This window comes from Massilia sp. LMS1-1-1.1 (assembly GCF_040815535.1).
GTDB classification, from domain to species: domain Bacteria; phylum Pseudomonadota; class Gammaproteobacteria; order Burkholderiales; family Burkholderiaceae_D; genus Janthinobacterium; species Janthinobacterium aestuarii.
In genome coordinates, this window is record NZ_JBFPNG010000066.1 from 15,529 (window position 1) to 39,686 (window position 24,158).

Genomic DNA, 24,158 nt, shown 5'->3' on the forward strand with positions numbered 1-24,158 from the left:
CTGTGCTCGCATAAATGGCTCATCACCCAGTCGATCGTCGCGCGCCCGTGCTTACTTGGTTTCCGCAAACAGTTCGCGGCCTATCAGCATGCGGCGGATTTCGCTGGTCCCGGCGCCGATTTCATACAGCTTGGCATCGCGCCACAGGCGGCCGGCCGGATACTCGTTGATGTAGCCGTTGCCGCCCAGGGCCTGGATCGCTTCGCCCGCCATCCAGGTGGCCTTCTCCGCACTATACAGAATGGCGCCGGCCGCATCCTTGCGCAACTGGCGCACGGCTTCCGGCGTGGTGGCGCGGTCGCAGGCCTGGCCCACGGCGTAGACATAGGCCTTGCACGCCATCATGGTCGAATACATATCGGCCAGCTTACCTTGCATCAACTGGAATTCACCGATGGCCTGGCCGAATTGCTTGCGGTCATGCACGTAAGGTACGACCAGATCCATGCAAGCCTGCATGATGCCCAGCGGGCCGCCGGACAGCACGGTGCGCTCGAAATCGAGGCCCGACATCAGCACGTTGACGCCCTTGCCCAGGCCGCCCAGCACGTTTTCGGCCGGCACTTCGCAATCCTGGAACACCAGTTCGCCCGTGTGCGAGCCGCGCATGCCCAGCTTGTCGAGCTTTTGCGCGATGGAAAAGCCCTTGAAATTCTTTTCGATCAGGAAAGCCGTCATGCCGCGCGGACCCGCTTCCAGGTCGTTTTTCGCGTACACCACCAGCACGTCCGCGTCGGGGCCGTTGGTGATCCACATCTTGGTGCCGTTCAAGACCCAGCGGTCGCCTTTGAAGTCGGCGCGCAGCTTCATGCTGACGACGTCCGAGCCCGCGTTCGGTTCCGACATGGCCAGGGCGCCGATGTGTTCGCCCGTGATCAGTTTCGGCAGGTATTTGGCTTTTTGCTCGGCCGTGCCGTTGCGCTTGATCTGGTTGACGCACAGGTTCGAGTGGGCGCCGTAGGACAGGCCGACGGAAGCCGAGGCGCGCGAAATCTCTTCCATGGCGATGATATGCGCCAGGTAGCCCATGCCGGCGCCGCCGTATTCTTCGCTGACGGTGATGCCGAGCAAGCCCATGTCGCCCATCTTGCGCCACAGGTCCATGGGGAACTGGTCCGTACGGTCGATTTCGGCCGCGCGCGGCGCGATTTCGGCGGCGGCAAATTGTTGGATCGCTTCGCGCAAGGAGGCGATGTCGTCGCCGTGGTCAAAGGTCAAGCCTGGGAGATGGAGCATGTCGTCCTCGTCGTCGTTATAAGTGTGGCGGTCATGGGTGCCGGGTCAGTGAAGCTATGATACTCAGTTGTGACGTTTACGTAAACGTAAAGTGAGGCGTGTAAAGCGCTGTGCGTGGCAAGCGCCGCCGCATCGATTTAGTTTGTTTGCGCCTTGTCAAGGTTCAAGTCCGCCAGCATGCGCGCGCAGGCGTCTTCATGCGCACTGATTTCCGCCAGCGCCATTTCGATATCGATGCGTTGCTGCTCCAGGGTCTGCCGGTGCTGCGCCAGCACGCCGAGGAAGCGGTCCATCTGCGCGCGCGTGTCCTTCGGCGACTCGTACATATCGACCAAGCTCTTGATCTCCGACAATGCCAGGCCCAGGCGCTTGCCGCGCAGGGTCAGTTTCAAGCGGGTGCGGTCGCGCGGTGTGTAGACGCGGCTGCGTCCGCCAGCGCCTTCGCGTTTCGGGCTGAGCAAGCCCTGGTCTTCATAGAAACGGATGGCGCGCGCCGTGATGTCGAATTCCCGCGCCAGTTCGGTAATCGTATAGGTCGTCATGGGTGCGGGCGGTGTCGGTTGCATGGGTGGTCGGTCGCTGGAAGAGTGTTGAGAGGCAATGGGTGGCAAAGTGCCGTTTACGTCAACGTCAATACTATTGTAGCGTGCCCTGCCCGTGCTGCAACAAAGAAAAAAGAAGGCATGAACGGGAGAATTTGGCGAATCAGGCAACAATTACTGAAAATAAATTGATTCTTCTCGCACAAACGCGCTTAAGATCGAGAGTTGGTGGCCAAGATGACACCAAAAAGAGCTTTCCTGGCATAACGGCGACATTCTTTTCGCTGCGATGGCAGTAGAATTTTTAGGCGCAGATTCTTTCCAATAGGCACGGTCAAAAAACAACGTTTCACCATGAGCACGTTGTTGATGTCGTTTCTATATTGGAAACAAAATGGCCCTTCTGAAAACTTTGTCTACAAGAAATTGTATGACATGGGCATTGCATGTATCGGTAGAGGAGGGCATTATCCGATACCGTACGTTGTAATGCCAAACCGAGGCTTTGAATCGTGCTGCAGTGCGAAAATCAAGGCTAGCCGCGAATTTGACCCGAAGCCACGCAGAATCGCAAGAGAAAATTCGGCCCACTTTTTGACCTGAAAAGCCCGGCCGGAGTGTTAATTGTTAATTGATGCTCTTTTCAAATGTAACAATCTGTATGGTCATTCAAGAAACTGACTTTCATGTTACAACATGAAATAGTACACCTATGAATTCTTCTAACGAACGCGAAAGCTTCAGCCAGCGACTTCAGTTGGCTCTCAAAAACGCCCATTATTCTCCAGACAGCCCGACCAGACTGGCCCGGGAATTCAATATCCGTTTCGACGGGCGCCCGATTACCGTGCATGCAGCTAGGAAATGGTTAGTAGGTGAAGCAATTCCGACGCAAGAGAAATTGCGCATGATTGCCCAATGGTTGGGCGTTCCGGCGGAATGGTTGCGTTTTGGCGGCCCGGAAAGCGCCACGCCGAATGGCGAAGCGGGCAGCGCTTTGTCGCGATTTGAGTCCGCCGATGTGAAATTGATTGCCGATTTGCAAAGATTAGATGAACATCATCGTCAAATCGCGCGAGAATTTATTCGCATGCTGGTCCGCGTCAACTACCAAAAGTAAGCATCCAGGCCCTCCCCGGCCGGCGCCGTCCGCCTTTCGCTGGCGGTGCTCCCCCTGTCCTTTTATTTGCGCAAGGTCATACTGGAGACATGATTTTGCCGCACAATAAGACCTCGCATGTTGCGCTGCAGCGGAATTATTTGACAATAATCCCGCGTGCGGCGGCGCAGCGGCCAATACCAGCGCATAATCACATCAGAAGCAGCCAGTTCATCCACTACGGAGCCGAGCATTTGAGCCGTCTTATGAAAAGTAACTACAGCAATACCGCGCAGCTGAAGGACTTGATGACCGTGCCCCCCATGACTGCCGCGCAACATGCGGAAGTGATGCGCAAACGGATCGCCCACCGCAGGATGGTTGAAGAAGCCAGGGATTTGAAGCAGGCAAGTGCCCATCAATTCGACAAGAGATGAGGAATGCCTGACCAAAGCTACTGCGCGTCGGCATAGGCGGCCTGCGATGCTCACCGTACTAGAGTACGGTTGCGCTTCTCGACCACCTCTTCCTTCCGCTCGCTACGCTTTTGTCAGGCATCGTGACGCCAGAGTTACATCGTGACGCCAACTACAGAATAGGGGTGTCGCTTGCAGACTTGAGACCATTCCACCGCGGCGCCAGGCTGTGCTCGATGCCGAGCAGGTCGATGACGCGCGCCACCGTATGGTCGACCATCTCCGCAATGCTTTGCGGGTGGTGATAGAAGCTCGGTAAGGGCGGGAAGATGATGCCGCCCATTTCGGTCACGGCCGTCATATTGCGCAGGTGCGCCAGGTTGAACGGCGTTTCGCGCACCATCAGGATCAGGCGGCGGCGCTCCTTGAGCACGACATCGGCTGCCCGCGTGATCAAATTATCCGACAAGCCATGCGCGACGGCCGCCAGGGTCTTCATCGAGCACGGTGCGACGACCATGCCATCCGATTGAAACGAGCCGCTGGCGATAGAGGCGCCGATGTCGCGCAGCTTGTGCACCACGTGCGCCTGCGCTTCGATTTCCTTGCGCCCCACGCCCGTTTCCTGGTGCAGGGTCAATACGGCCGCATCCGACAAGACCAGATGCGTCTCGACGCCGGGAGTGGCGCCCAGCAATTGCAGCAGCCGCAAGCCATACACGGCGCCCGTGGCGCCCGTGATGGCCACGACGATACGGCGCGGCCGCTGCGTTTGGCTATCAGGCATCCAGCAGGGACTTCAGTTCGCCCGATTCAAACATTTCATTCATGATATCGGAACCACCGATGAACTCGCCTTTGACATACAGCTGTGGAATGGTTGGCCAGTTCGAGTAATCCTTGATGCCCTGGCGAACTTCCGGGTCATCCAGCACGTTGACAGTGGCGATGTTTTCCACGCCGCACGCTTTCAGGATCTGGATGGCGCGGCCGGAAAAGCCGCACTGCGGGAACTGGGCGGTGCCCTTCATGAACAGCACGACTGGCGTGTTCGTCACGGTTTCTTTGATCCAGGTTTGTACGTCGCTCATAGCTGCCTCTGATGGGGTAAATAAATAGATGCCGTCATTTTATAAGAAAACGCCGGCACGGGTATGCGCTCAAGTCATAAATTGGGCAAGTCAGCCACGTTGACGCTTATAAGGTCTTGCCCAGGCAGGTCGATTGTGCCGCGCCCACGTATTTGCCCCAAGCAATGACGGGTGCATAGCCGTGTTTGGCATAAAACGCCACGGCGCGGGTATTCGCCACGCGCGTGGACAGGTGCAGGGCCTGGTAGCCATGCTGGCGCGCCTGCGCCTCGACATGGGCCAGCAGGGCCGCGCCCACGCCAGCGGAACCCGGGCGCGCATACATACGCTTGAGTTCGCCTATGGCGCTGTCCGCTTCGCCCAGCGGACGCAGGGCGGCGCAGCCCAGCAGTTCTCCAGCCGCATCGCGGGCCAGGTAAAAGCCGCCGCGCGGCGTTGCCGCTTCGACATCGAAGGAAGAACGGCCACTGTCGCCATTGATGCGCATCAGCGCGTCCGACAATGCGTCGAGCAGCAGCTGCGCCTCCACGCTGGCGGCGTCCACCGCCAGGATGACGAAATCATGCCTGGCGGCCATGGACTTAGCCGCGCAGCTTGGCGAACGCGGCGGCCATGCTGCCGGCCGGCTCGGGCGCGTTGCGCGATTGCGACTGGTGCTGCGCCATGCTGCGGCGGTCGTTGCGGTCGCCACGCTGCTCGGGCTTGCTGCCCGCTTGCGGCGCGCTGTCCGTCAAACGCATGGTCAGCGCGATGCGCTTGCGCTTTTCATCGACTTCCAACACTTTCACGCGCACGACCTGGCCAGCCTTGACCACCGTGTGCGGATCTTTCACAAACGTGTTCGACAGGGCCGAGATGTGCACGAGGCCATCCTGATGCACGCCGATATCGACAAAGGCGCCAAAGGCGGCCACGTTGGTGACCACGCCTTCAAGAATCATGTCCGGGCGCAAGTCGCGGATTTCTTCCACGCCTTCCTTGAAGGTGGCGGTGGTGAACTCCGGACGCGGGTCGCGGCCCGGCTTTTCCAGTTCCTTCAAGATATCGGAAATGGTCGGCACGCCAAACGTTTCATCCGCGTACTTTGCCGGGCTCAAGGTTTTCAGCAAGGCGGTTTCGCCGATGACGGCCTTGATATCCTTCTTGATGTCCGCCAGGATTTTTTCCACCAGCGGGTACGATTCCGGGTGGACGGCCGAGGCGTCCAGCGGATTCTCACCGCCCATCACGCGCAGGAAGCCGGCTGCCTGTTCGTATGTTTTATCGCCCAGGCGCGGCACGGCTTTCAGGGCTGCGCGCGAAGTGAACGCGCCCTTCATGTCGCGGTAGGTGACGATGCTTTGCGCCACGCTGGCCGACAGGCCGGACACGCGCGCCAGCAGGGGAGCGGATGCCGTATTGACATCCACGCCGACGGCATTCACGCAATCTTCCACCACGGCATCGAGCGAGCGGGCCAGCTGGCTTTGGCTCACGTCATGCTGGTACTGGCCCACGCCGATCGATTTCGGGTCGATTTTCACCAGTTCGGCCAGCGGGTCTTGCAGGCGGCGCGCGATCGAGACGGCACCGCGCAGCGACACATCCATGTCCGGCAATTCTTTCGAGGCGAACTCGGACGCCGAATATACCGACGCGCCCGCTTCCGAGACGACGATCTTCGTCATCTTCGCTTCCGGATGCTGCTTGATCAGGTCCTGCGCCAGTTTATCGGTCTCGCGCGACGCCGTGCCATTGCCAATCGAAATCAAGGACACATTGTGCTTGGCGGCCAGGCGGCCCAGGGTGTGCAGCGAACCGTCCCAGTCGTTCTTCGGCTGGTGCGGGTAGATCACGGCCGTGTCGACCACTTTACCGGTGGCATCAACGACAGCGACCTTTACGCCCGTGCGCAGGCCAGGATCGAGGCCCATGGTGGCGCGCTGGCCGGCCGGCGCGGCCAGCAGCAGCGCCTTCAGATTGGTGGCAAAGACGTTGATCGCGTCGAGTTCCGAGCGTTCGCGCAGCGCGCCCATCAGTTCCGTTTCCAAATGCATGAAGCTTTTCACGCGCCAGGTCCAGCGCGCCGTGTCCGCCAGCCATTTGTCGGCCGGGCGGCCTTGTTGCTTGATGCCGAAACGGGCGGCGATGCGGCCTTCGCACGGATTGTGCGGCGCATCCCATTTCGGTTTTTCCGCTTCCGTATCCAGGCGCAAGGTGACGTCGAGGATGCCTTCGCGGCGGCCGCGCAACAGCGCCAGCGCGCGGTGCGAAGGGACTGTGGAAATGGTTTCCGAGTAATCGAAATAATCGGCGAATTTTTCGCCTTCGTCCTGCTTGCCTTCCACCACTTTCGATTCCACGATGCCGTGTTCCTGCACGTATTCGCGTAAGGTTTGCAGCAGGGTCGCATCTTCGGCGAAACGTTCCATCAGGATCTGGCGCGCGCCGTCGAGGGCCGCCTTGGTGTCAAGCACGCCCGGGTTGTTGCCGTCGGCACTAGTAAACGCGTCGCGCAGGAACTTGCCCGCTTCCGTTTCCGGCGTCAGTTCCGGGTTCTCCAGCAAGCCGTCGGCCAGCGGCATCAGGCCCGCTTCGATGGCGATCTGCGCCTTCGTGCGGCGCTTCTGTTTGTACGGCAAATACAGGTCTTCCAGGCGTGTCTTGTCTTCCGCGTGCATGACGGCGTCCAGCAGTTCGGGCGTCATCTTGTTCTGTTCCGTGATCGACGCCACGATGGCGGCGCGCCGCTCTTCCAGCTCGCGCAGGTAGCGCAGGCGCTCTTCCAGCAGGCGCAGCTGGATATCGTCGAGGCCGCCGGTCGCTTCCTTGCGGTAACGGGCGATGAAGGGCACGGTGGCGCCTTCGTCGAGCAGTTCGATGGCGGCGGCAACCTGCACCGGTTTGGCGGCAAGTTCAAGGGCAAGGCGTTGTTCGATAGTGGGCAGCATGGTTGTTTCCAGAGCGATCAAGCCTGGAATGATACGCAATCGGCGCGATTGCGCAATCTTGACAGCGCAAATGGACTGTGCGTTGACAACAAGGTCAACGTGGCGGCAGCAGCGGGCTCGCGGGTGGTGGCGTGCTCGGGCGCTGCGGCGTGACGGACTTGCCAAAGGCATTGCCCATGCGGTGTTCGAGGGCGGCACGGTTGTACAGGCCCAGCTGGTTCGACGGGCGCTGCATGACGGCTTCCGCGCCGGACAGGGTGGGCGGCTGCCGGTTCATGGTGTTGCTATTTGGCAATAATTTTTCATTCAAGCATGACATCGATTGCGCGCGCTGGCCATTGACTTCCACTTCCACGCAGCCCTTATCCGGTGCGGCGGCCTTCACGACGACGGTGTGCTCGTCCGCCTGCGCGGGCAGGGCGGCGCAAGCGAATAAAACAGTCAAGAACAGGCGTGCCATGGCGGCTCCCGGAACGGTGGAATCAGCGTTCAGCATAGCAAAGTCATGTGTCGCGGCGATGACACAGGCCGGGATGTGGGCCGGTGCCATGTCATGCAGTTGTCATTTTACGAAGCTACCATCTTGCCATTCTGCTTGAACTATTGCAGTCAAGACACTTCATGAGCAGGACTTTTCGTTGCGTCCCCTGGAAAATGACACTAAGCCACCGCCGCGCCGCAAAGGGCAATGCCCTGTCCGCCTGCTTGCTGATGACATTGATGACGTTGATGACATTCGTGCGGCCGGCTGCGGGCGCGGACGGTGCTGATGCCGCCGCGCACGCAACCCTGCGCTTCGACTTGCCCGCCCAGCCGCTCGACGCGGCCCTGGTGGCGTTTGGCGAAGTGACCGGGTATTCCGTGCTCGTCAGCAGCCAGTTGGCGGCCGGCAGGGTGGCGGCGCCCGTGCGCGGCGACTACACGCCTGCCGAAGCGCTGCAGCGTTTGCTGGCGGGCACCCAGCTGGGCGCGCGCTTCAGCGGCAGCAATGCGTTCACCTTGCTGGCGCTGGCCGATGCATCCGTGGCGCCGGCGCCCGTGCCGGCCGAAGCTGCCCCCGCCACCGCACCATTGCAAGGCTATGCGGCCGTCCTGCAGCGCTCGCTCACGCGCGCCCTGTGTCGTTTGCATCCGGACGCCTTCGGCCGCTACCGCCTGGCCTTCCAGCTGTGGCTCGACGAGCGGGGCAAGGTGCGCGCCGTGCACGTGCTTGAACCGAGCGGCGTGGAACAGCGCGACCGCGCCGTGCTGCAGCGCCTGCGCAGCCTGCTGATGGATGGCGCGCCGCCGGCGGGCTTGCCGCAGCCGCTGACGATTTTACTGACGCCGCGGCCCGACCCGGATGCCGATTGCGCACCCTACCTCTTGCCTGGGGTGCCCTGACCATGTCGGATTTACTGAAAGCCACTTTGCGCAAGCTGTTCCTGGAACGCTACGGACAGTTTCGCCGCCATTTGCAGCGCCGCCTGGGCTCGGAAGACCTGGCCAATGACGCGCTGCATGAAACGTATCTGCGGGTGGAGCGGATGACGGCGCCCGAGGCGATCAGCTACCCGTCCGCCTACCTGATGCGCATCGCCATCAACATTGCGGAAGATCAACGCCGCGACAATGCGCGCCTGCTCAGCCTGCCCGATATCGACGACCTGTACGAGATGGCCGATGAGCTGGCCGACCCGGCCCGCACCTTCAGCGCGCGCGCCGAACTGGAAGAACTGGAACGGGCCTTGCAGGAGTTGCCGAAACGCCGGCGCGCCATCGTCATCGCCGCCCGCGTCGACCAGTTGCCGCACCGCGACATCGCCGAACGCTTCGGCATTTCCGCCCGCACGGTGGAGAAGGAATTGCGCGCCGGGCTCGAACATTGCTGCGAACGCATGGGACGCGATTTCATCCAGCGCTTCGGTCCTGGCGCGGGAAAAACGTCTAAACATCATGATTGAACAAACGGAAGACGACATGGGTGTCATCCAGAAGGAAGCGCAGGCGTGGGTCGTGCGCCTGGCCTCGGGCCAGGTCAGCGAGCGCGACGCGCAAGTGTTCCGTCACTGGTGCGCGCGCAGCCGCAGGCATGCGACGGCGTTTGCCGAAGCGCGCGCCGTGTGGGGCGCCATGGCGCCGGCCGCGCGCGCCGTCAAGCGGGCGCAGGCGCCTGTCAACGTGGCGCGGCGCGCCTGGCTCGGCGGCGCCGTCGCTGCTTCGCTGGGCTTGCTGGTGCTGCGCCCGCCCACGGACCTGTGGCCGGCCGTGGCGGGGCTGGCCGCCGACTACGCCACGGGCACGGGCGAGCAGCGCGAAGTGGCGCTCGATGGCGGCGTGCTGGTGCAGATGAATACGCAGACGCGCCTCGACGCGGCGCCCGTGCAGGACGGCGCCGCGTCGCTGGTGTTGCTGGCCGGTGAAGCGGAATTCCAGGCCGGCTTGCGCGGCGCGGCCAGCGTGCGTGTGCAGGCGGGCGATGGCACGGTATCGGCCGGCAGCGCGCGTTTCAATATCCGCCTGTTCGGCCAGGAAGTGTGCGTGACGTGTCTGGCGGGCCGCCTGCGCGTGGCGCAAGCCGGCAACGATGCGGAACTGGCGGCCGGCCAGCAGCTGCGTTACCGGCCCGAGCATTTTGGCATCGCCCGCGCCGTGGCCAGGGGCGACGTCAGCGCGTGGCGCCAGCGCCTGCTGGTCTTCAAACAAAGCACCCTGGCCGAGGTGGTGGACGAGGTGAACCGCTACCGTCCCGGCAAGCTGATCCTCAATGGCGACGCCTTGAAACACGCGCGCGTGCAAGCGAGCTTTTCGCTCGACCGCCTCGACGACGTGATCGCCCTGATCCAGGATGCGTATGGCGCACGCGTGACGCGTTTGCCGGGCGGTATCGTGCTGTTTGGTTGAGCGCAAAGGCCTGGCGCCAATTATGACATTTTCATGACCTTTTGCAGTCCCGGACCTTGTTCCCTGTCAATGCTGCTGGAAGCCGCGAATCAGTGCCTGCCGCCCGCCCCCGTGCGTGCCGCGCGCCGCCTCGCGATATCGGTCAGCAACGGAACATGAAAAGGGAATGTCGCCATGCAGCGAAGCAAGTCGGTCACGAAACACGCATCCTCCTCCGCCATGGCGGGCAGCCACAACGGGCGCCCGGTGCGTTTGAAACCGCTGGCGCTGGCCATCGCCATGCTGCTGCAGGCGGGCGGCGCGCAGGCGCAGCAGCCGTTCAGCGGCGCCTGGTTCGCGGGCAAGGGCGCGCAGCAGGGCACGGCCGCCGCCACGGGACGCTTGCCGAATGGCCAGCCGGCCACAGCGCTGAATAACCCTTTGTTGCAGCAGCAAAAGGCCGAAGGCAAGCTGCAGCAATCGCTGAACAATCTTTTGCTGGCCGCGCGCGGCATCGCCGCCGAACAGGCGGTGCAGGCGGCCGCGCGCCAGGCGGCGCTGGCGGCCGGCGGCGCGCCCGACGGCCTCGTCAAGGGCGGTTTGCAGGTCGACAGCAACAGCCTGACGGCGGGCTGGCTCAACGCCCAGGGCCCCGTGCAGAGCCAGGCCGATGGCAAGACCGTCGTGAAGGTCGTGCAGACGGACGACAAGGCAATCCTGAACTGGGAAAGTTTTAACGTCGGCAAGAACACCACCTTGCAGTTCGACCAGAAATCGCACTGGTCCGTGTTGAACCGCGTCAACGATCCGCTGGCGCGCCCCAGCCAGATCCAGGGCCAGATCAAGGCCGACGGCACGGTGATGATCGTCAACCGCAACGGCATCGTGTTTACGGGCAGCAGCCAGATCGATACGCGCAACCTGGCGGCCGCCGCCATGGGCATGAGCGACAGCCAGTTCAAGAGCGGCCTGTACGGCAAGGTGCAGGGCACGGGCGCCGTGCCGACCTTCGCGAATGATTTGTTGCTGGACCAGAATACCTTTACGCATGTGGCGGCCGAAGCGGACGTCGTCGTCGCCGCCGGCGCGCGCATCGACACGCGCAAGCCGCAGACGGTGACGGAAGGCGGCGGCTACGTGCTGCTGGCCGGCCGCGCCGTCGAGAATGCGGGCGCCATCACCACGCCGAATGGCCAGACCACCCTGGCGGCCGGCGACGCCATCGTCGTGCGCCAGGGCATGGGCACGGACAAGAACCAGTATTCGAGCACGCGCGGCAATGAAGTCGAGATGCTGCGCGTGGCCGACAGCGGCGCCGGCAGCGTCGTCAACAACGGCTTGATCCAGGCGGCCACGGGCGACATCACGCTCAGCGGCAATAGCGTGCGCCAGGATGGCGTGCTGTTGTCGAGCACGACCGTCAATGGCCGCGGCACGATCCACCTGGCGGCGGCGGGCGAGAACGCCGGCGTGACCCTGGCGCGCGGCAGCGTCAGCGCCATCGTCATCGACGACAATGGCGCCACGGCGCTCGACGTGCAGCGCGACACCTTGCTGAAAGACACGGGCAAGGGCACGGACACGCCGCAGGACCGGCGCGACCAGTCGTTGGTGCGCATCGTTTCCGCCGGCAACATCGAGTTCGAAGGCGATTCGCTGACTCTGGCCACGGGCGGCCAGGTGCTGGCCGATGCGGCCCGCCGCAGCCACGTGGCGCGCGGCGCCGCCATCGACGTCTCCGGCGCCGTCGGCGTGAAGGTCGACATGAGCAGCAACAATGTGCTGATCAATGTGCAGGGCAACGAGCAGCGCGACGCGCCGGGCAGCCGCGACGCCAAATACCTGAACAACAGCGACGTGTGGGTCGACCGCCGCGACTTGGTACTGGTGCCGGCCGGCACCAACGGCTACGCCACGGACCGCTGGTACACGGCGGGCGGCTTGCTGGAAGTGAGCGGTTACCTCAATACCAGCGGCCACGGCATCGGCGAATGGGCGGCCCAGGGCGGCACCGTCGGCTTTGGCGGCGGCGAAGTGGTGACGCAGGCCGGTTCGCGCATCAATATCGCCGGCGGTTCGCTGGACGTGCAGACGGGCATGGTCAAGCAGACGTGGCTGAAAGGCGCCGATGGCGCGATGTACAAGCTGAGCACTGCCCCTGGCGACAATCTGTACACGGGCTTGTACCGCGGTTATGAAAGCACGCATGCGCGCTGGGGCGCGAACACGACGGAAACCCACGCGAATGCCTTGATCGGTCCCCGCGAGCGCCTGGAAAACGGCTACACGGTGGGCCGCGATGCGGGCCGCCTGATCGTCTCCACGGGCGCCGCCGTGCTCGAAGGCGATATCGACACGTCCGTATTCCAGGGCGAACGCCAGCAGCGCAAGCGCGACGACGGCGTCGATAGCTACAAGCAGGCGCAGACGTCGGCCGCGCGCGCCGGTCAATTGATCGTCGGCAAAATGACGCCCGTCTTCGATACGAAGGCGGGCCAGTTGCGCGACAGCCCGCAAGCCGTGCTGGAAAACGTCGAGATCGGCAAGGTGGCATCCGTCGCCGATGGCCAGCTGCTGAACGAGGCCTTGCCGGCCGCGCGCGGCAAGACCTTGCAGCTCGATGCGGACTGGCTCAATGGCCTGGAACTGGGCGTCCTGAATATCTACGCCTACGACAAGCTCGACGTCAACGCGGACGTGCGCGTGGCCGATGGCGGCGACATTGCCCTGCACGCCACCGACGTGGCCATCAAGGCGAACGTGAGCGCGCGCAGCGGCAGCATCGCCGCCGGTGACATCATCTCGCGTTACCTGGCGAACGCGGGCGCCGTGTGGGTGGAAGGGCCCGTGTCGCCGGAAGGACGAGCCACGGGCCCGGCCGGCGTGCGCGTGGCGCCGGGCGTGCGTCTCGATGCGCGGGGGCTGTGGAGCAATTTGGAACTGGACCCGGGCGCGGTCGCCGGCCTGCCGTACGTGAATGGCGGCAAGGTCACATTGAAGAGTTCGGGCGGCATCGAACTGGCCGGCGGCAGCGTCATTGACGTTTCGTCGGGCGCTGCCTTGATGAGCAATGGCAGCCTGCAGGGCGGGCGCGGCGGCGACATCGCCCTGGCCGTCGACTTGCCGCGCGAAAAAACGCCGACGGGCGCCTTGCTCAAGCTTGACGGCGAGTTGCGCGGCCATGGCGTGAAGGGCGGCGGACGCCTGACGATCGACAGCGGCACGGCCGTCAGCATCGGCGGCAAGCTGCAGGACGGCGACGTGCTGCCAGGAGGAAGCAGCGCCCCCGTCGGCTTGCGCCTGGCCGATGAATTTTTGATTGCCAAGGGCGAGAAGATTCCCTTCGATTTTGCGCTTACCAGCAGCCTGATCAAGCCGGGCCAGATCCTGGACCAGCCCGTGACGGTCGACGTGTCGGCGCAGAAACCGCTGGTGCTGGGGAGTGATTTGCTGGTGCCACCGGGCGCGAACGTCGTCATCGACGGCACGGCATATGTCTGGGGCGGCTCCATCGCGCCCGCCGGCAGCGTGGTGACGGCCATCAACGGCCTTGCTACGGGCTTCGAGGTCTCGGCGGCGGCTTTCCCGAACGGCCTGCCCATCTTGCCGATGACGACGCAGTATGCGGCCGGCAGCATCGCCGCCGACGACGTGCGCGCGCCGCGCGGCGCGCTGCTGCCGACCGGCACCATGCTGGGCCGTGACGTTGCCGTGCAGCCCATGCTGGCGCTGGACGCCAGCCTGTTCCAGAGCGGCTTTGCCGACTACGCCGTCACCGGCCGCGACGGCGTCGTGGTGGTCAAGGATGCGCGGATCGATGTGAAAATGCCCGTGCTGCGCTTCAATCCCGCTACCGGCCACACGGTGGCGAGCGGCACGGATCCGGCTGCCGCGCTGGAAGTGTGGACGCCAGAGCTGTACCAGGAAGATGCGCGCAAGGGGCGCTTGACGCAGCGCGCCGGCGCCGACCTGACGCTGACGGCCGGCAGCCCGTACGTGAAGGGTGCCCTGGCGGTGGCGCAAGGCGCCGTCGTCACGGTCGATCCGGGCCGCCAGATCAGCATGACGAGCAATGGCCAGGTCAGCATCGACGGCCGCCTCGATGCCTGGGGCGGCAAGATCGCCATCCTGCCCGGCACGTTGGGCACGGGCAGCGATGCCGATGTGCCGAACGGCAAGGGACAAGCCACGTCGATCTGGATCGGCGAACACGCGGTGCTCGACGTCGCCGGCCGCGCCACCGTCGCCACCGACATGCGCGGCGGCCGTTATGGCCGCGCCGACAAGGGCGGCAGCATCGAAATCGGCGCCCGCTACAAGGCCGACGCGGCCAGCGTCGACGCGGCCGATGCCTTTGTCGTCGTGCGCCCGGGCGCGCTGCTCGACGCCAGCGGCGCGCAAGCCACGCTGGACTTGCCGAACCAGGGCGCCGTCAACGTGGCCGGCAGCGGCGGTTTGATTTCGCTCAGTTCGTACAACGGCATCTTTGCCGATGGCACGCTGCGCGCGGTGGCCGGTGGCGCCGGGGCGGCCGGCGGCACCCTGGCGATGGCGCTCGACACGCCCAATTATGGCCAGGTGAACCGCCAGACGCTGGAAGGCGATAGCGTCGACAATGCGGTGCGCGTACCGCGCGAATTCGTGCTGGCGCAAGTGCAGGGCGACAGCGTATTGCCGGTTGATTTGCGCGCCGGCCAGCAGGATGAAGCCTTGCGCTACGGCAGTGCGCGCCTGGGCGTCGACCGCGTGCAGGCAGGCGGCTTCGATAACCTGGCCATGCATGTGAACGGCATGCTCAGCGTCGATGGCGACGTCAGCCTGGCGCTGGGCCAGAGCCTGCGCCTGAGCGCCAGTTCGCTGGGCCTGGCGCAGCAGCCTCCGCAGACGCCACAGCCCGATGCGGACGGCCAGGACAAGTTGGCTAGCCTTGCCAGCCAGGTGCGCCTGGCGGCGCCGTATGTGCGCCTGGGAACGGCCGCGCGCGCGCAGAAAGACAATTACATCGTGCCCAATGCCGTGAAAGGCTCGAAAAACTCGGGCAAGGGGCGCGGCATGCTGGGCGTGCCGCTGGTGGCCGACGGCTCGCTGCTGCAGATCGATGCGGGCATGCTCGACCTCGCTGGCGAGGTCAACATGGGTACGCGCGGCGAGATCGTGCAGAGCAGCGGCACGCCGCTGGCCGTCGAACGCGATGCCTTCGAGCAGCTGACCCTGAATAGCCGCGGCGACTTGCGCATGTCGAACAACGCCGCCCTGTACCAGCCCGGCAACGCCACCCTGGTCGCCGCGCAAATCTATCCGGCCACGGGCGATAGCGGCATGGTCACGGTGGGGCAGAGCAGCCGGGTCGATGAATACGGCAATATCCGCGTCACGCTCGATCCGCTGCGCACGCTCACTGTCGAGCGCAGCGCCGGCAGCGCCACGCCGAACCAGCCGTTTTCCGTGTTCGGCAGCCTGAGCCTGGTCGCGCCCACGATCAACCAGCACGGCGTGCTGCGCGCGCCGCTGGGCCAGATCACACTGGGGGCCGAAGGCTTTGAAGCCAATACGGGCCATGTCAATCTGCTGCCGGGCAGCCTGACGTCCGTCAGCGCAAAAGGCTTGACGATGCCGTACGGCGGCACGCTCGATGGCCTCAGCTACCTGTATGACGGCAACGACGTCGTCTTCAAGGGCGTGGGCAACGGCCCCGAGATCGCCTTGGTCGGCGCCGCCGTCGACGTGCAAGCCGGCGCCGTGCTCGACCTGTCGGGCGGCGGCACCTTGACGGGCGCGGCCTTCCTGGCCGGACGGGGCGGCTCCACCGATGCGCGCCTCAATCCGCTGGTGCAGATGAAGCCGAATGGCGGCTTTACCTTGCCCGGCCTGAATACCAACCCCGTGTACGCCATCATTCCCGGCGTGCAGCCGGACGTGGCGCCTTTGACGGCCGAGCAGGGCGCGGGCAAGCCGGCCGTGGGACGCCAGATCACCATCGCCGCGGGCGTGCCCGGCCTGGCGGCCGGTACCTACACCCTGCTGCCATCGAATTTCGCCTTGCTGCCGGGCGCCTTCCGCGTGGAATTGAATGGCCTGGCCGGCGCCGTCGAGGCGGGCGGCACGGTGGCCATGCGCAATGGTTCGTATGCGACGGCGGCGCAGACGGGCATCGCCGGCACGACCATCCGCGACGCCGTGCCGAGCCAGGCCATCCTGACGCCGGCCGACGTGCTGCGTACCTACTCGCAATACAATGAAACGGGCTATGCCGCCTTTGCCGTGGCGCAAGCCACGCGCGACGGCGTGCCGCGCGCCACGCTGGAACGCGACGCCAAGGGCGTGCGGGTGCAACTGATCGCCCCGTCGCTGCACAGCGTTGAAAATAACCACACGCCATTGATGATGGATGGCAGCGCCCTGTACACGCCGGCCGAGGGCGGCTTCGGTGGCTCGCTGCTGCTGGGCACGGGTGGCCATGCGGGTACCCGCTATCAAGTGCTGGCCGACGGCACGGCAGCGCAGGCGGACTTCGATGGCGTCTCCGTGCACGCTTCGCAGATCAACGCCTTCGGCGCCCAGCGCCTGGGCATCGGCGGCTTGCCGCGCGTCACCTACAGCGATTTCGCCACGGGTACCAATCAGCGTGCCAATATCGCCGCCATCAACGAATCGGCGGGCGGCATCGTGCTGCGCGACGGTGCCGTGCTGAAGGCGGCCGAAGTGTTCCTGGTGACCACGAAAACCGACGACGGCATCTTCCTCGAGCAAGGTTCCGGCATCAATACGCTGGGCCGCGGCAAGGCGGCCTGGGATTCGCGCGACGGCTTTGTGTACCAGCCGATGGGCAGCGTGCTGGCCGTCTCGAACGGCTGGCTGGACATGCTGCCGGCCGTGCGCACGCCGTCCGATTCGAGTGGCCCCGGCATCATCGATATCGGCACATGCGCCAAGGCGGGCGGCGCCTGCGCGGGCACCACTTCGCTGTATTCGGAAGGCACCATCGCCGCCGTCACGGAGCGCGCGTTTACCCTGCGCGACAACGTGCGCTACGGCACGCGCAACCTGGTGCTGGGGATGGGTTCGATCAATATCGGCAGCGCAGCGTCGCTGGCGGACGCCCGCGCCCGCGGTGCCCTGCCGGACGGCCTGGCGCTGAACCAGGACGTGCTCGACCGCCTGCTGCGCGGCGATACCAGCACGGGCGCGCCTGCACTGGAAAGCCTGGGCTTGACGGCGCGCAATTCCTTCAATTTCTATGATTCGTCGCAGCTGTCGACCATCGATGCGGCGACGGGCAAGTCGTCGCTGTCGCGCCTGGTGCTCAACACGCCCGCCATCTACGGCTATGGCGGCACGGACGCGCTGGCGCGCATCCACACGGACACCCTTGTGTGGCAGGGCGCGACGAATGCGCCTGGCGCCGTCGTTGCCAACGGCCCCGGCACGGGCACCGGCCGCTTGCAGATCGACGCCAAGCGCATCGAGTTCGGCTTCACGCCGGACAGCCGCCCCGACACCATCCACAACCTCGACCGTTTGATACTGGGCTTCGGCCAGGTGGCGCTCAATGCCAGCGAGCAGCTGACCGCCAACAACAAGGGCAGCCTGAACGTCTACCAGTCGCAAAGCGCGTGGGATACGGCCACCAATGGCTACCGCTACAGCGGCGGCGATCTGCTGATCAACACGCCGCTGCTGACGGGCGCGGCCGGTTCCGTCAACCGCATCACGGCGGGCGGCGACCTCAAGGTGAGCGCGCCGGCCGGCGCTACCCCCGCCACCCCCGCCACGCCGACGAACGCGGCGCTGGCCGGCGCCCTGGGCGCGGAAGTGGCGCTGAGCGGCAATAGTGTCAGCGTGGATACGTCGGTGGTTCTGCCAAGCGGAAAACTGACCCTGTCGGCCGAGCGCGATGTGCTGCTGGGCGACAAGGCCAAGCTGGACCTGGCGGGCCGCAAGATCGATTTCTACGACACCAGCAAGTACAGCTGGGGCGGCGACGTGATCCTCGACAGCCGCGCAGGCGACGTGCGCCAGGCGGCCGCTTCCGTGATCGACGTGTCGGCCGTGAACAACCGTGCCGGCAAGCTGAGCGTGATCGCCACGGGCGACGCGGCGGGTACTGCCGACTTGCGCGGCAGCTTGCTGGGCGGCGCCAGCGGCCATTATGACGCGGGCGGCACCCTCGTGCCGTACGCGGCCGGCGGCGTGGAGGTACGCGCCCAACAGATCGGCGACTTCGCCGGCCTGAACCAGCGCCTGACCACGGGCAAGGTGTTCGGCAGCCGCAGCTTCCAGCTCAAGCAGGGCAATCTGACCATCGGCGACGAGGTCAAGGCGCGCGAAGTGAGCGTCTCCGTCGATGGCGGCAGCTTGAGCGTGAGTGGCCGTATCGACGCCAGCGGCGAGCAGGTGGGCAGCATCCGCCTGGCCGGCCGCGACGGCGTCACCATCCAATCGGGCGCCGTGCTCGACGCGCATGGCACGGTGCTGCGCACGGACAGCTACGGGCAAGCGATCGAGGCGCCGAACCGCGCCGTCATCGAACTGGCCGCGCCTGGTGGACGCCTGAGCCTGGAAAACGGCGCGCGGTTCGACCTGCGCAGCGGAGACAAGGGCGGCAACTATGGCAGCATCGACCTGAACGCGCGCCGCCTGGGCGGCGCCACGGGCAACGATGTCGACATCGATGCGGCTGGCGCGCTGAACATCGCTGGCGCGCGCACCATCAACGTCAACGCTTTCTGGCAATACAAGGATGCGCCGGCCGGTACAGGCAAGGATGCGGACGGCCGCAGCTACCAGGGTATCAACCAGGCCTATCTGGACGAGAAACACGGGGACAGCCAGCTCTTCATGGCCCACGCGCTGGCCAACGGCAACTTGATGAACAACAAATTGCGCGGCTTGCGCGGCGATGCCAACGCTTTCCACCTGCGCCCTGGCGTCGAGATCGTCAGCGCCACGCCGGGCGGCGACTTGCACATCGATGGCGACATCGACCTGTCGGGCCACCGCTACGACGGCGTCAATCCGCTGGCGCGCCTGAGCGGCGTGTACGGCTCGGGCGAGGCGGGCGCGCTGGTCGTGCGCGCCGGTGGCAAGCTCAGCGTCTTTGGCAGTATCACGGATGGCTTCGATACCCGCACCTTGCCCGTCACGTCGGACGACAAGGGCTGGCAACTGGTGAAGGGCCGCTTGCCATGGGGCGGCGAGGTCGTCGTGCCGCAAGCAGGCCTCGTGACACTGGCCGAAGACACGTATTTCCAATCGGGCACGAGCGTCAATTTCGCCGTGCCGATGAAGGCCATGCAGCTGCGCGGCGGCACCTTGCTGGCGGCGCGCGCCACCTTGACGGCGGAATTGAACTTGCCTGCCGGCAGCGTGCTGGGCGGCGCCGTGCGCGATGCCGACGGCAAGGTGCTGTACGCGGCCGGTACGGTCTTGCCGAAGGCGCTGGCCTTATCGAGCGGCATGCAGCTCGATCCCGGCCTGCGCCTGCCTGGCGCGGCCAGCGTGGCGGCCATGCTGTGGCCGGCGAATGTGGCTTTGCCTTTCCCGGAAGGCAAGCCGCGGGACACGGGCGATAGCGTCAATCCCGTCAACGGCGTGGTGCTGGCGTCGGCGCTGGCGCTGGACAAGGGCAGCGTGCTGCCGGCCGGCACGCTGGTCAAGCTGCCTGGCGACGCGACCATGGTGGCGCTGCGCGCCGAGGATGGCGCGGGCCGCCAGGGCCGCAACCTGGCGCTGGCGCCCATGCTGGCCCAGGGTTCGCAAGCGTGGTCGCTGCGCCTGGTGGGCGGCGCCGATACGGCCGCCGCCGATACGCGCGCGCTGCGGCCGCATGCGAAGGACGCCCATCTGATGCTGGCCGATACGCATTACGGCATGGAGGAACGGACGTCGGTCAAGCCGGGCACGGGCTTGCCAAGCACCTATATTTTCAACGAGTACGCCACCATGTTGGGGTACCCGGAAGGCGAGGTCGATATCACAATGTGGTTTGGTACCGAAGCGAACATGCTGGAGAGTTATGCGGATCTGGTGACCAAGATTGCCGACGGTACGCCGCCCGAAATGGTGACCAAGGATGAGCCGGCGCGCCAGCTCCTGTTCAGCGTGCTGCGCACGGGCATGGGCGACCTCGATTTGCTCGCTGCCGGCGATTTCGACATGCGTTCGCTGTATGGCGTCTACACGGCGGGCACGCAGTCGGCCTCGCCGCTGGTCGATGGCAAGGATCTGTTCAACCTGCCGCGCGGCCTGAACGCCAAGGGCAAGCTGCTCGGCGCGCTGGGCGACGACAAGTTGACGCGTTTCGTCGATGGCGGCAGCGAAAGCCTGTACCGCGCCTGGTATCCCGAGCACGGCGGTAACCTGCTGCTGCGCGCCCAGGGCGACGTCAAAGGCGACACCGTGGGCACCGCCCTGCAGCGCCGCGAGGATGCCATCGGCACCCTGAGCGCGCAGCAGGACACCAGCGACATCGGCGCCTGGTTGTGGCGCCAGGGCAGCGGCAGCACGGGGGCGGGCGTGCCAACGGCATGGTGGATCAATTTCGGCACCTATGTCGCGCGTCCCGAAGGCGGCGACCTGTTTGCAGGTCTGCCGGTCGTGTCGGGCTTTACGGGCATCGGCACCCTCGGCGGCGGCAATGTGCTGCTGCAGGCGGGCGGCAACGCCGGCATGCTGACCTCGCGCGCCGATCCGGGCGGCGTGTTCGCGCCGCGCAGCCAGGGCCTGAACGTGGCCGTGGGCAGCACGGGCAGGGTGACGCCGGACGGCAAGCTGCTGTTGACGGGCGGTGGCGACCTCGACATCCGCATCGGCGGCGGGCTCAACCCTGTCGCCGAGGTGCGCAGCTTCGATGCCAACAGCGATGCCCCGAATGCCGACACGCGCTTCGAGCGCCAGTATCCGACGCTCAACAGCACCTTCACCAATCTGCGCGGTGCGCTGCGCATGGAGGCGGGCGCCGTGGGCGGCGTCGAACTGCGCTTCGACCGCGCCGATCCGAAGGAATCGCGGCCGTATGAAACGTATACGGCGGGCACGGCCATTTCCAGCGGCGGGCCCATCCTCGTGCCGGGCGACAGCGGCGTGCGCATCGATGCGCGCGGCGACCTGGTGCTGGGTGGTACGGCCGATGCGGGCCGCGTCAAGCAGCTGGGCAATGGTTCGCCGTTCAACTACCAGGGCGTTGAGCGCCAGGGCGAAGGCTGGAGCTGGTTCTCGCTGTGGACGCCGGCCACCGCCATCGACCTGTTCAGCGCCGGCGGCAATCTGACGCCGACGTCCGCCTGGATACAATCGGACATGGGCGATAACCACGCGCCAACGGATGCACGTTTCGTCATGCCGTCCGTGTTGCGCGCCGTGGCCGCCAGCGGCAGCCTGTATTACGGCAATGCCAGCCTGGGCAGGCTGGGTGAGGGCGGCAAGGTCGACATGCCGCAAAACGGCGTGATCCTGGCGCCGTCGCCGGTGGCGCCGCAATTTGTCAAGACGGGCACGGGCCAGCTGGAAATGCTGGCGGCCGACTCCATCCATGCGGCCGGCTATCCGATCACCGCATCGGGCGCCGATCCGCGCCTGTTGCCAAGTCCATTCAACCCGGGCTTCGTTGGCGCACTGGACCCGGTCTGGTTCGGCCTGCTGCCCTTGCATAACGTCAGCGCCAACGGGCTGGCGCCCGGGGCGCTGAAATGGTTCGGCTTGACGCCGAATGGCGCCAGCGATTCTTCGCAGCAACTGTATCCGCTGTTCAGCATGACGGCGCCGACGGTGTCGGACTACGTGCCGGTGGGTCAGCAGCCCGCGCATTTCTATGCCAACAGCGGCGACATCGTCGGCCTGCGTACGGGCGGCATCGTGTACCGGGGAACACTGAAGGGCGAAACGGGCGCGCTGGGCGTGTGGTACGAAGGCGGCGGCGCCGTGGCCGTGCGGGCCGGGCGCGACATCGTCAATTCGGGCACGCCGCTCGGCAGCGTCGAAGGCGTGCCGGAAGGCGCGGCCGGATGGACCAGCCAGGGCTTCGTCGGCCGGCCCGATTTTCCGGACAAGCCGGTCGTCTCCGGCGTCTCGTCCGCGCGCGGCAATCTGTTCGTGCACCGCAATGCCGACGACGTTTCCGTCGTCAGCGCCGGGCGCGACATCCGCTACAGCACCTTCTATGTGGCGGGACCGGGCCAGCTGAACGTGAGCGCCGGGCGCGACCTGTACATGGCCGACAAGGCGGAATTGCGCAGCCTCGGCTCCATCGTCAACACGGGCCCCGGCGAACGCGGCAATGGCGCCGGCATCAGCGTGGCCGCCGGCGTGGGCCGCAATGGTCCCGACTATGCGGCTTTCGCGGCGCGCTACCTGGACCCGGCCAAGCTGGCCGACCCAGGCCGCCCGCTGGCCGACCAGGCCGGCAGTGCCGTGTACGTCTACGGCGGCAAGCTGACCCTGGCCGACTGGCTGCGCGGCCAGTTCGCCTACAGCGGCGACGAGGCGGGCGCGTCCGCCTTCCTCGGCACGAAGCAGGCGGAACTGGAAAAGGCTGGCGCGGCATCTGGCGCCGTGCGGCGCGACCTGGCGCGCGAGTATGCGCAGGTCAGCCAGCTGCACCTGGTGAACTGGCTGACGACGCGCTTCGGTGGCGACAGCGGCCTGGGCATCCGCTACGACCCGGCCACCGATGCGCGCAGCTTCTTTGCCGCCTTGCCGAAGGAACAGCAGCAGGTCTACCTGAGCAATGTCTACTTTGCCGAACTGAAGGCGGCCGGACGCGAATACAACGATCCGGACGGCATGCGCCGGGGCAGCTACCTGCGCGGCCGCGAAGCGATCGCCACCCTGTTCCCGGCGCAGGACAAGGCGGGCCAGAAGATCGAGTACCAGGGCGACCTGACGATGTTCAGCAGCGCGCTGTACACGGTCAACGACTACGACGGCGTGTACACCAAGCGGCCGGTCGCGGGCGTGCGCTACCTGAGCCCGCAGGAGTGGGCCGAGGCGGGCCGTCCGACCGTCAATGTGCCGCACGTGATCGTCAACGACGCGGGCATCCACACGGATGTCGGCGGCGATATCGGCATCACGGTGCCGGGCGGACGGGCGCTGATCGGCGTCGATGGCGGCTATGCGCCGGGCGAAGGCTCGGGCGTGCTGACGCAGGGCGCGGGCGAGATCCAGATGTATGCAAAGGACAGCATCCTGCTGGGCCAGAGCCGCATCTTCACCACCTTCGGCGGCAACATCCTGGCCTGGTCGGCCACGGGCGACATCAATGCGGGCCGCGGCACCAAGTCCACCGTCGTCTACACGCCGCAGCGCCGCACCTACGACAGCATCGGCCTCGTCAGCTTGTCGCCGAGCACGCCGGCCACGGGCGCCGGCATCGCCACCCTGAATCCGATCCCGGAGGTGCCGCCCGGCGACATCGACCTGATCGCCCCGCTGGGCAGCATCGACGCGGGCGAGGCCGGCATCCGCGTCTCGGGCAACGTCAACCTGGCGGCCTTGCAGGTGATCAATGCGGAAAACGTCCAGGTGCAGGGCAAGTCGGCGGGCCTGCCCGTGATCGCTACCGTGAACGTGGGCGCGCTCAGCAATGCCAGCGCGGCCGCCACGCAAGCCGTCACGGCGGCGCAAGACGTGCTGCAACGGGAACGGGCCGCCACGCGCCAGGCGCTGCCGTCGCTGTTCACGGTGAAGGTGCTGGGCTTTGGCAACGAGCAGGCGGACGAAGCCGGTGCCGGCAAGCACCAGGGTGGCGAGCCGCAGGCGTCCAGCTACCAGCCGGCCGGCGTGGTGCAGGTGCTGGGCGCGGGACCGTTGACGGCGCCGCAGTTGCAGGCGCTCACGCCGAACGAGCGGCGCGGCCTGCAGCCGTGAGTTTTATGAACATTTGATGACATTCGGCAGTCGTCGCGCGCGGCGGCTGTCTAGGCATCAGTAGATCAGCATTAACAGAAAAAACGCCGGCCCAGCGCCGCAACACAGGGCAACCG

The 24,158-nt window shown here is 65.6% G+C and carries 13 protein-coding genes; 6 read left to right on the forward strand and 7 right to left on the reverse strand.

Annotated elements, in window-relative coordinates:
• Positions 1–51: 51 nt before the first annotated feature.
• Positions 52–1,236, reverse strand: a complete 1,185-nt coding sequence (locus MRBLMS1_RS28145) for an isovaleryl-CoA dehydrogenase (RefSeq protein ID WP_034753750.1) — start codon at positions 1,234–1,236, stop codon at positions 52–54.
• A gap of 137 nt (positions 1,237–1,373) precedes the next feature.
• Entirely contained in the window at positions 1,374–1,778 is a 405-nt protein-coding gene (locus MRBLMS1_RS28150; protein ID WP_034753754.1) for a MerR family transcriptional regulator, read from the reverse strand.
• Between the two features lie 712 nt (positions 1,779–2,490).
• On the opposite strand from MRBLMS1_RS28150, the gene MRBLMS1_RS28155 reads away from it, so the two are divergent.
• Both MRBLMS1_RS28155 and MRBLMS1_RS28160 read left to right on the forward strand, forming a co-directional pair.
• Complete coding sequence (locus MRBLMS1_RS28155) at positions 2,491–2,898, forward strand: hypothetical protein (RefSeq protein WP_034753756.1); 408 nt, start codon at positions 2,491–2,493, stop codon at positions 2,896–2,898.
• A gap of 89 nt (positions 2,899–2,987) precedes the next feature.
• Positions 2,988–3,314: a hypothetical protein gene (locus MRBLMS1_RS28160; RefSeq protein WP_139092041.1), complete on the forward strand. Its 327-nt coding sequence runs from the start codon at positions 2,988–2,990 to the stop codon at positions 3,312–3,314.
• Between the two features lie 151 nt (positions 3,315–3,465).
• Here the strand turns inward: MRBLMS1_RS28160 and MRBLMS1_RS28165 are convergent, their stop codons facing one another.
• From MRBLMS1_RS28165 to MRBLMS1_RS28185, 5 genes are all read right to left on the reverse strand, one after another.
• Positions 3,466–4,080, reverse strand: a complete 615-nt coding sequence (locus MRBLMS1_RS28165; protein WP_046683173.1) for a UbiX family flavin prenyltransferase — start codon at positions 4,078–4,080, stop codon at positions 3,466–3,468.
• A complete protein-coding gene (gene grxD / locus MRBLMS1_RS28170) occupies positions 4,073–4,384 on the reverse strand; it encodes a Grx4 family monothiol glutaredoxin (RefSeq protein WP_034753766.1) in 312 nt (103 codons plus the stop codon). The genes MRBLMS1_RS28165 and grxD overlap by 8 nt, the downstream gene beginning before the upstream one ends.
• A gap of 106 nt (positions 4,385–4,490) precedes the next feature.
• A complete protein-coding gene (locus MRBLMS1_RS28175) occupies positions 4,491–4,961 on the reverse strand; it encodes a GNAT family N-acetyltransferase (RefSeq protein ID WP_485883635.1) in 471 nt (156 codons plus the stop codon).
• 4 nt (positions 4,962–4,965) lie between these two features.
• The gene (locus tag MRBLMS1_RS28180) at positions 4,966–7,314 is read right to left on the reverse strand and encodes a Tex family protein (RefSeq protein WP_046683175.1); all 2,349 of its coding nucleotides are present in this window, start codon (positions 7,312–7,314) and stop codon (positions 4,966–4,968) included.
• A 94-nt stretch (positions 7,315–7,408) separates the two neighbouring features.
• The gene (locus MRBLMS1_RS28185) at positions 7,409–7,774 is read right to left on the reverse strand and encodes a hypothetical protein (RefSeq protein ID WP_485883638.1); all 366 of its coding nucleotides are present in this window, start codon (positions 7,772–7,774) and stop codon (positions 7,409–7,411) included.
• A gap of 260 nt (positions 7,775–8,034) precedes the next feature.
• On the opposite strand from MRBLMS1_RS28185, the gene MRBLMS1_RS28190 reads away from it, so the two are divergent.
• The 4 genes from MRBLMS1_RS28190 to MRBLMS1_RS28205 all read left to right on the forward strand — a co-directional run bounded on the left by MRBLMS1_RS28190 (position 8,035) and on the right by MRBLMS1_RS28205 (position 24,042).
• Positions 8,035–8,697: a secretin and TonB N-terminal domain-containing protein gene (locus tag MRBLMS1_RS28190; protein WP_485883640.1), complete on the forward strand. Its 663-nt coding sequence runs from the start codon at positions 8,035–8,037 to the stop codon at positions 8,695–8,697.
• Between the two features lie 2 nt (positions 8,698–8,699).
• A complete protein-coding gene (locus MRBLMS1_RS28195; RefSeq protein WP_034753775.1) occupies positions 8,700–9,257 on the forward strand; it encodes an RNA polymerase sigma factor in 558 nt (185 codons plus the stop codon).
• On the forward strand, positions 9,250–10,197 hold the full coding sequence (locus MRBLMS1_RS28200; protein ID WP_485883643.1) for a FecR family protein: 948 nt from the start codon (positions 9,250–9,252) through the stop codon (positions 10,195–10,197). Before MRBLMS1_RS28195 ends, MRBLMS1_RS28200 begins: the two co-directional genes overlap by 8 nt.
• A gap of 174 nt (positions 10,198–10,371) precedes the next feature.
• Entirely contained in the window at positions 10,372–24,042 is a 13,671-nt protein-coding gene (locus MRBLMS1_RS28205) for a filamentous haemagglutinin family protein (protein ID WP_485883645.1), read from the forward strand.
• Positions 24,043–24,158 lie beyond the last annotated feature (116 nt).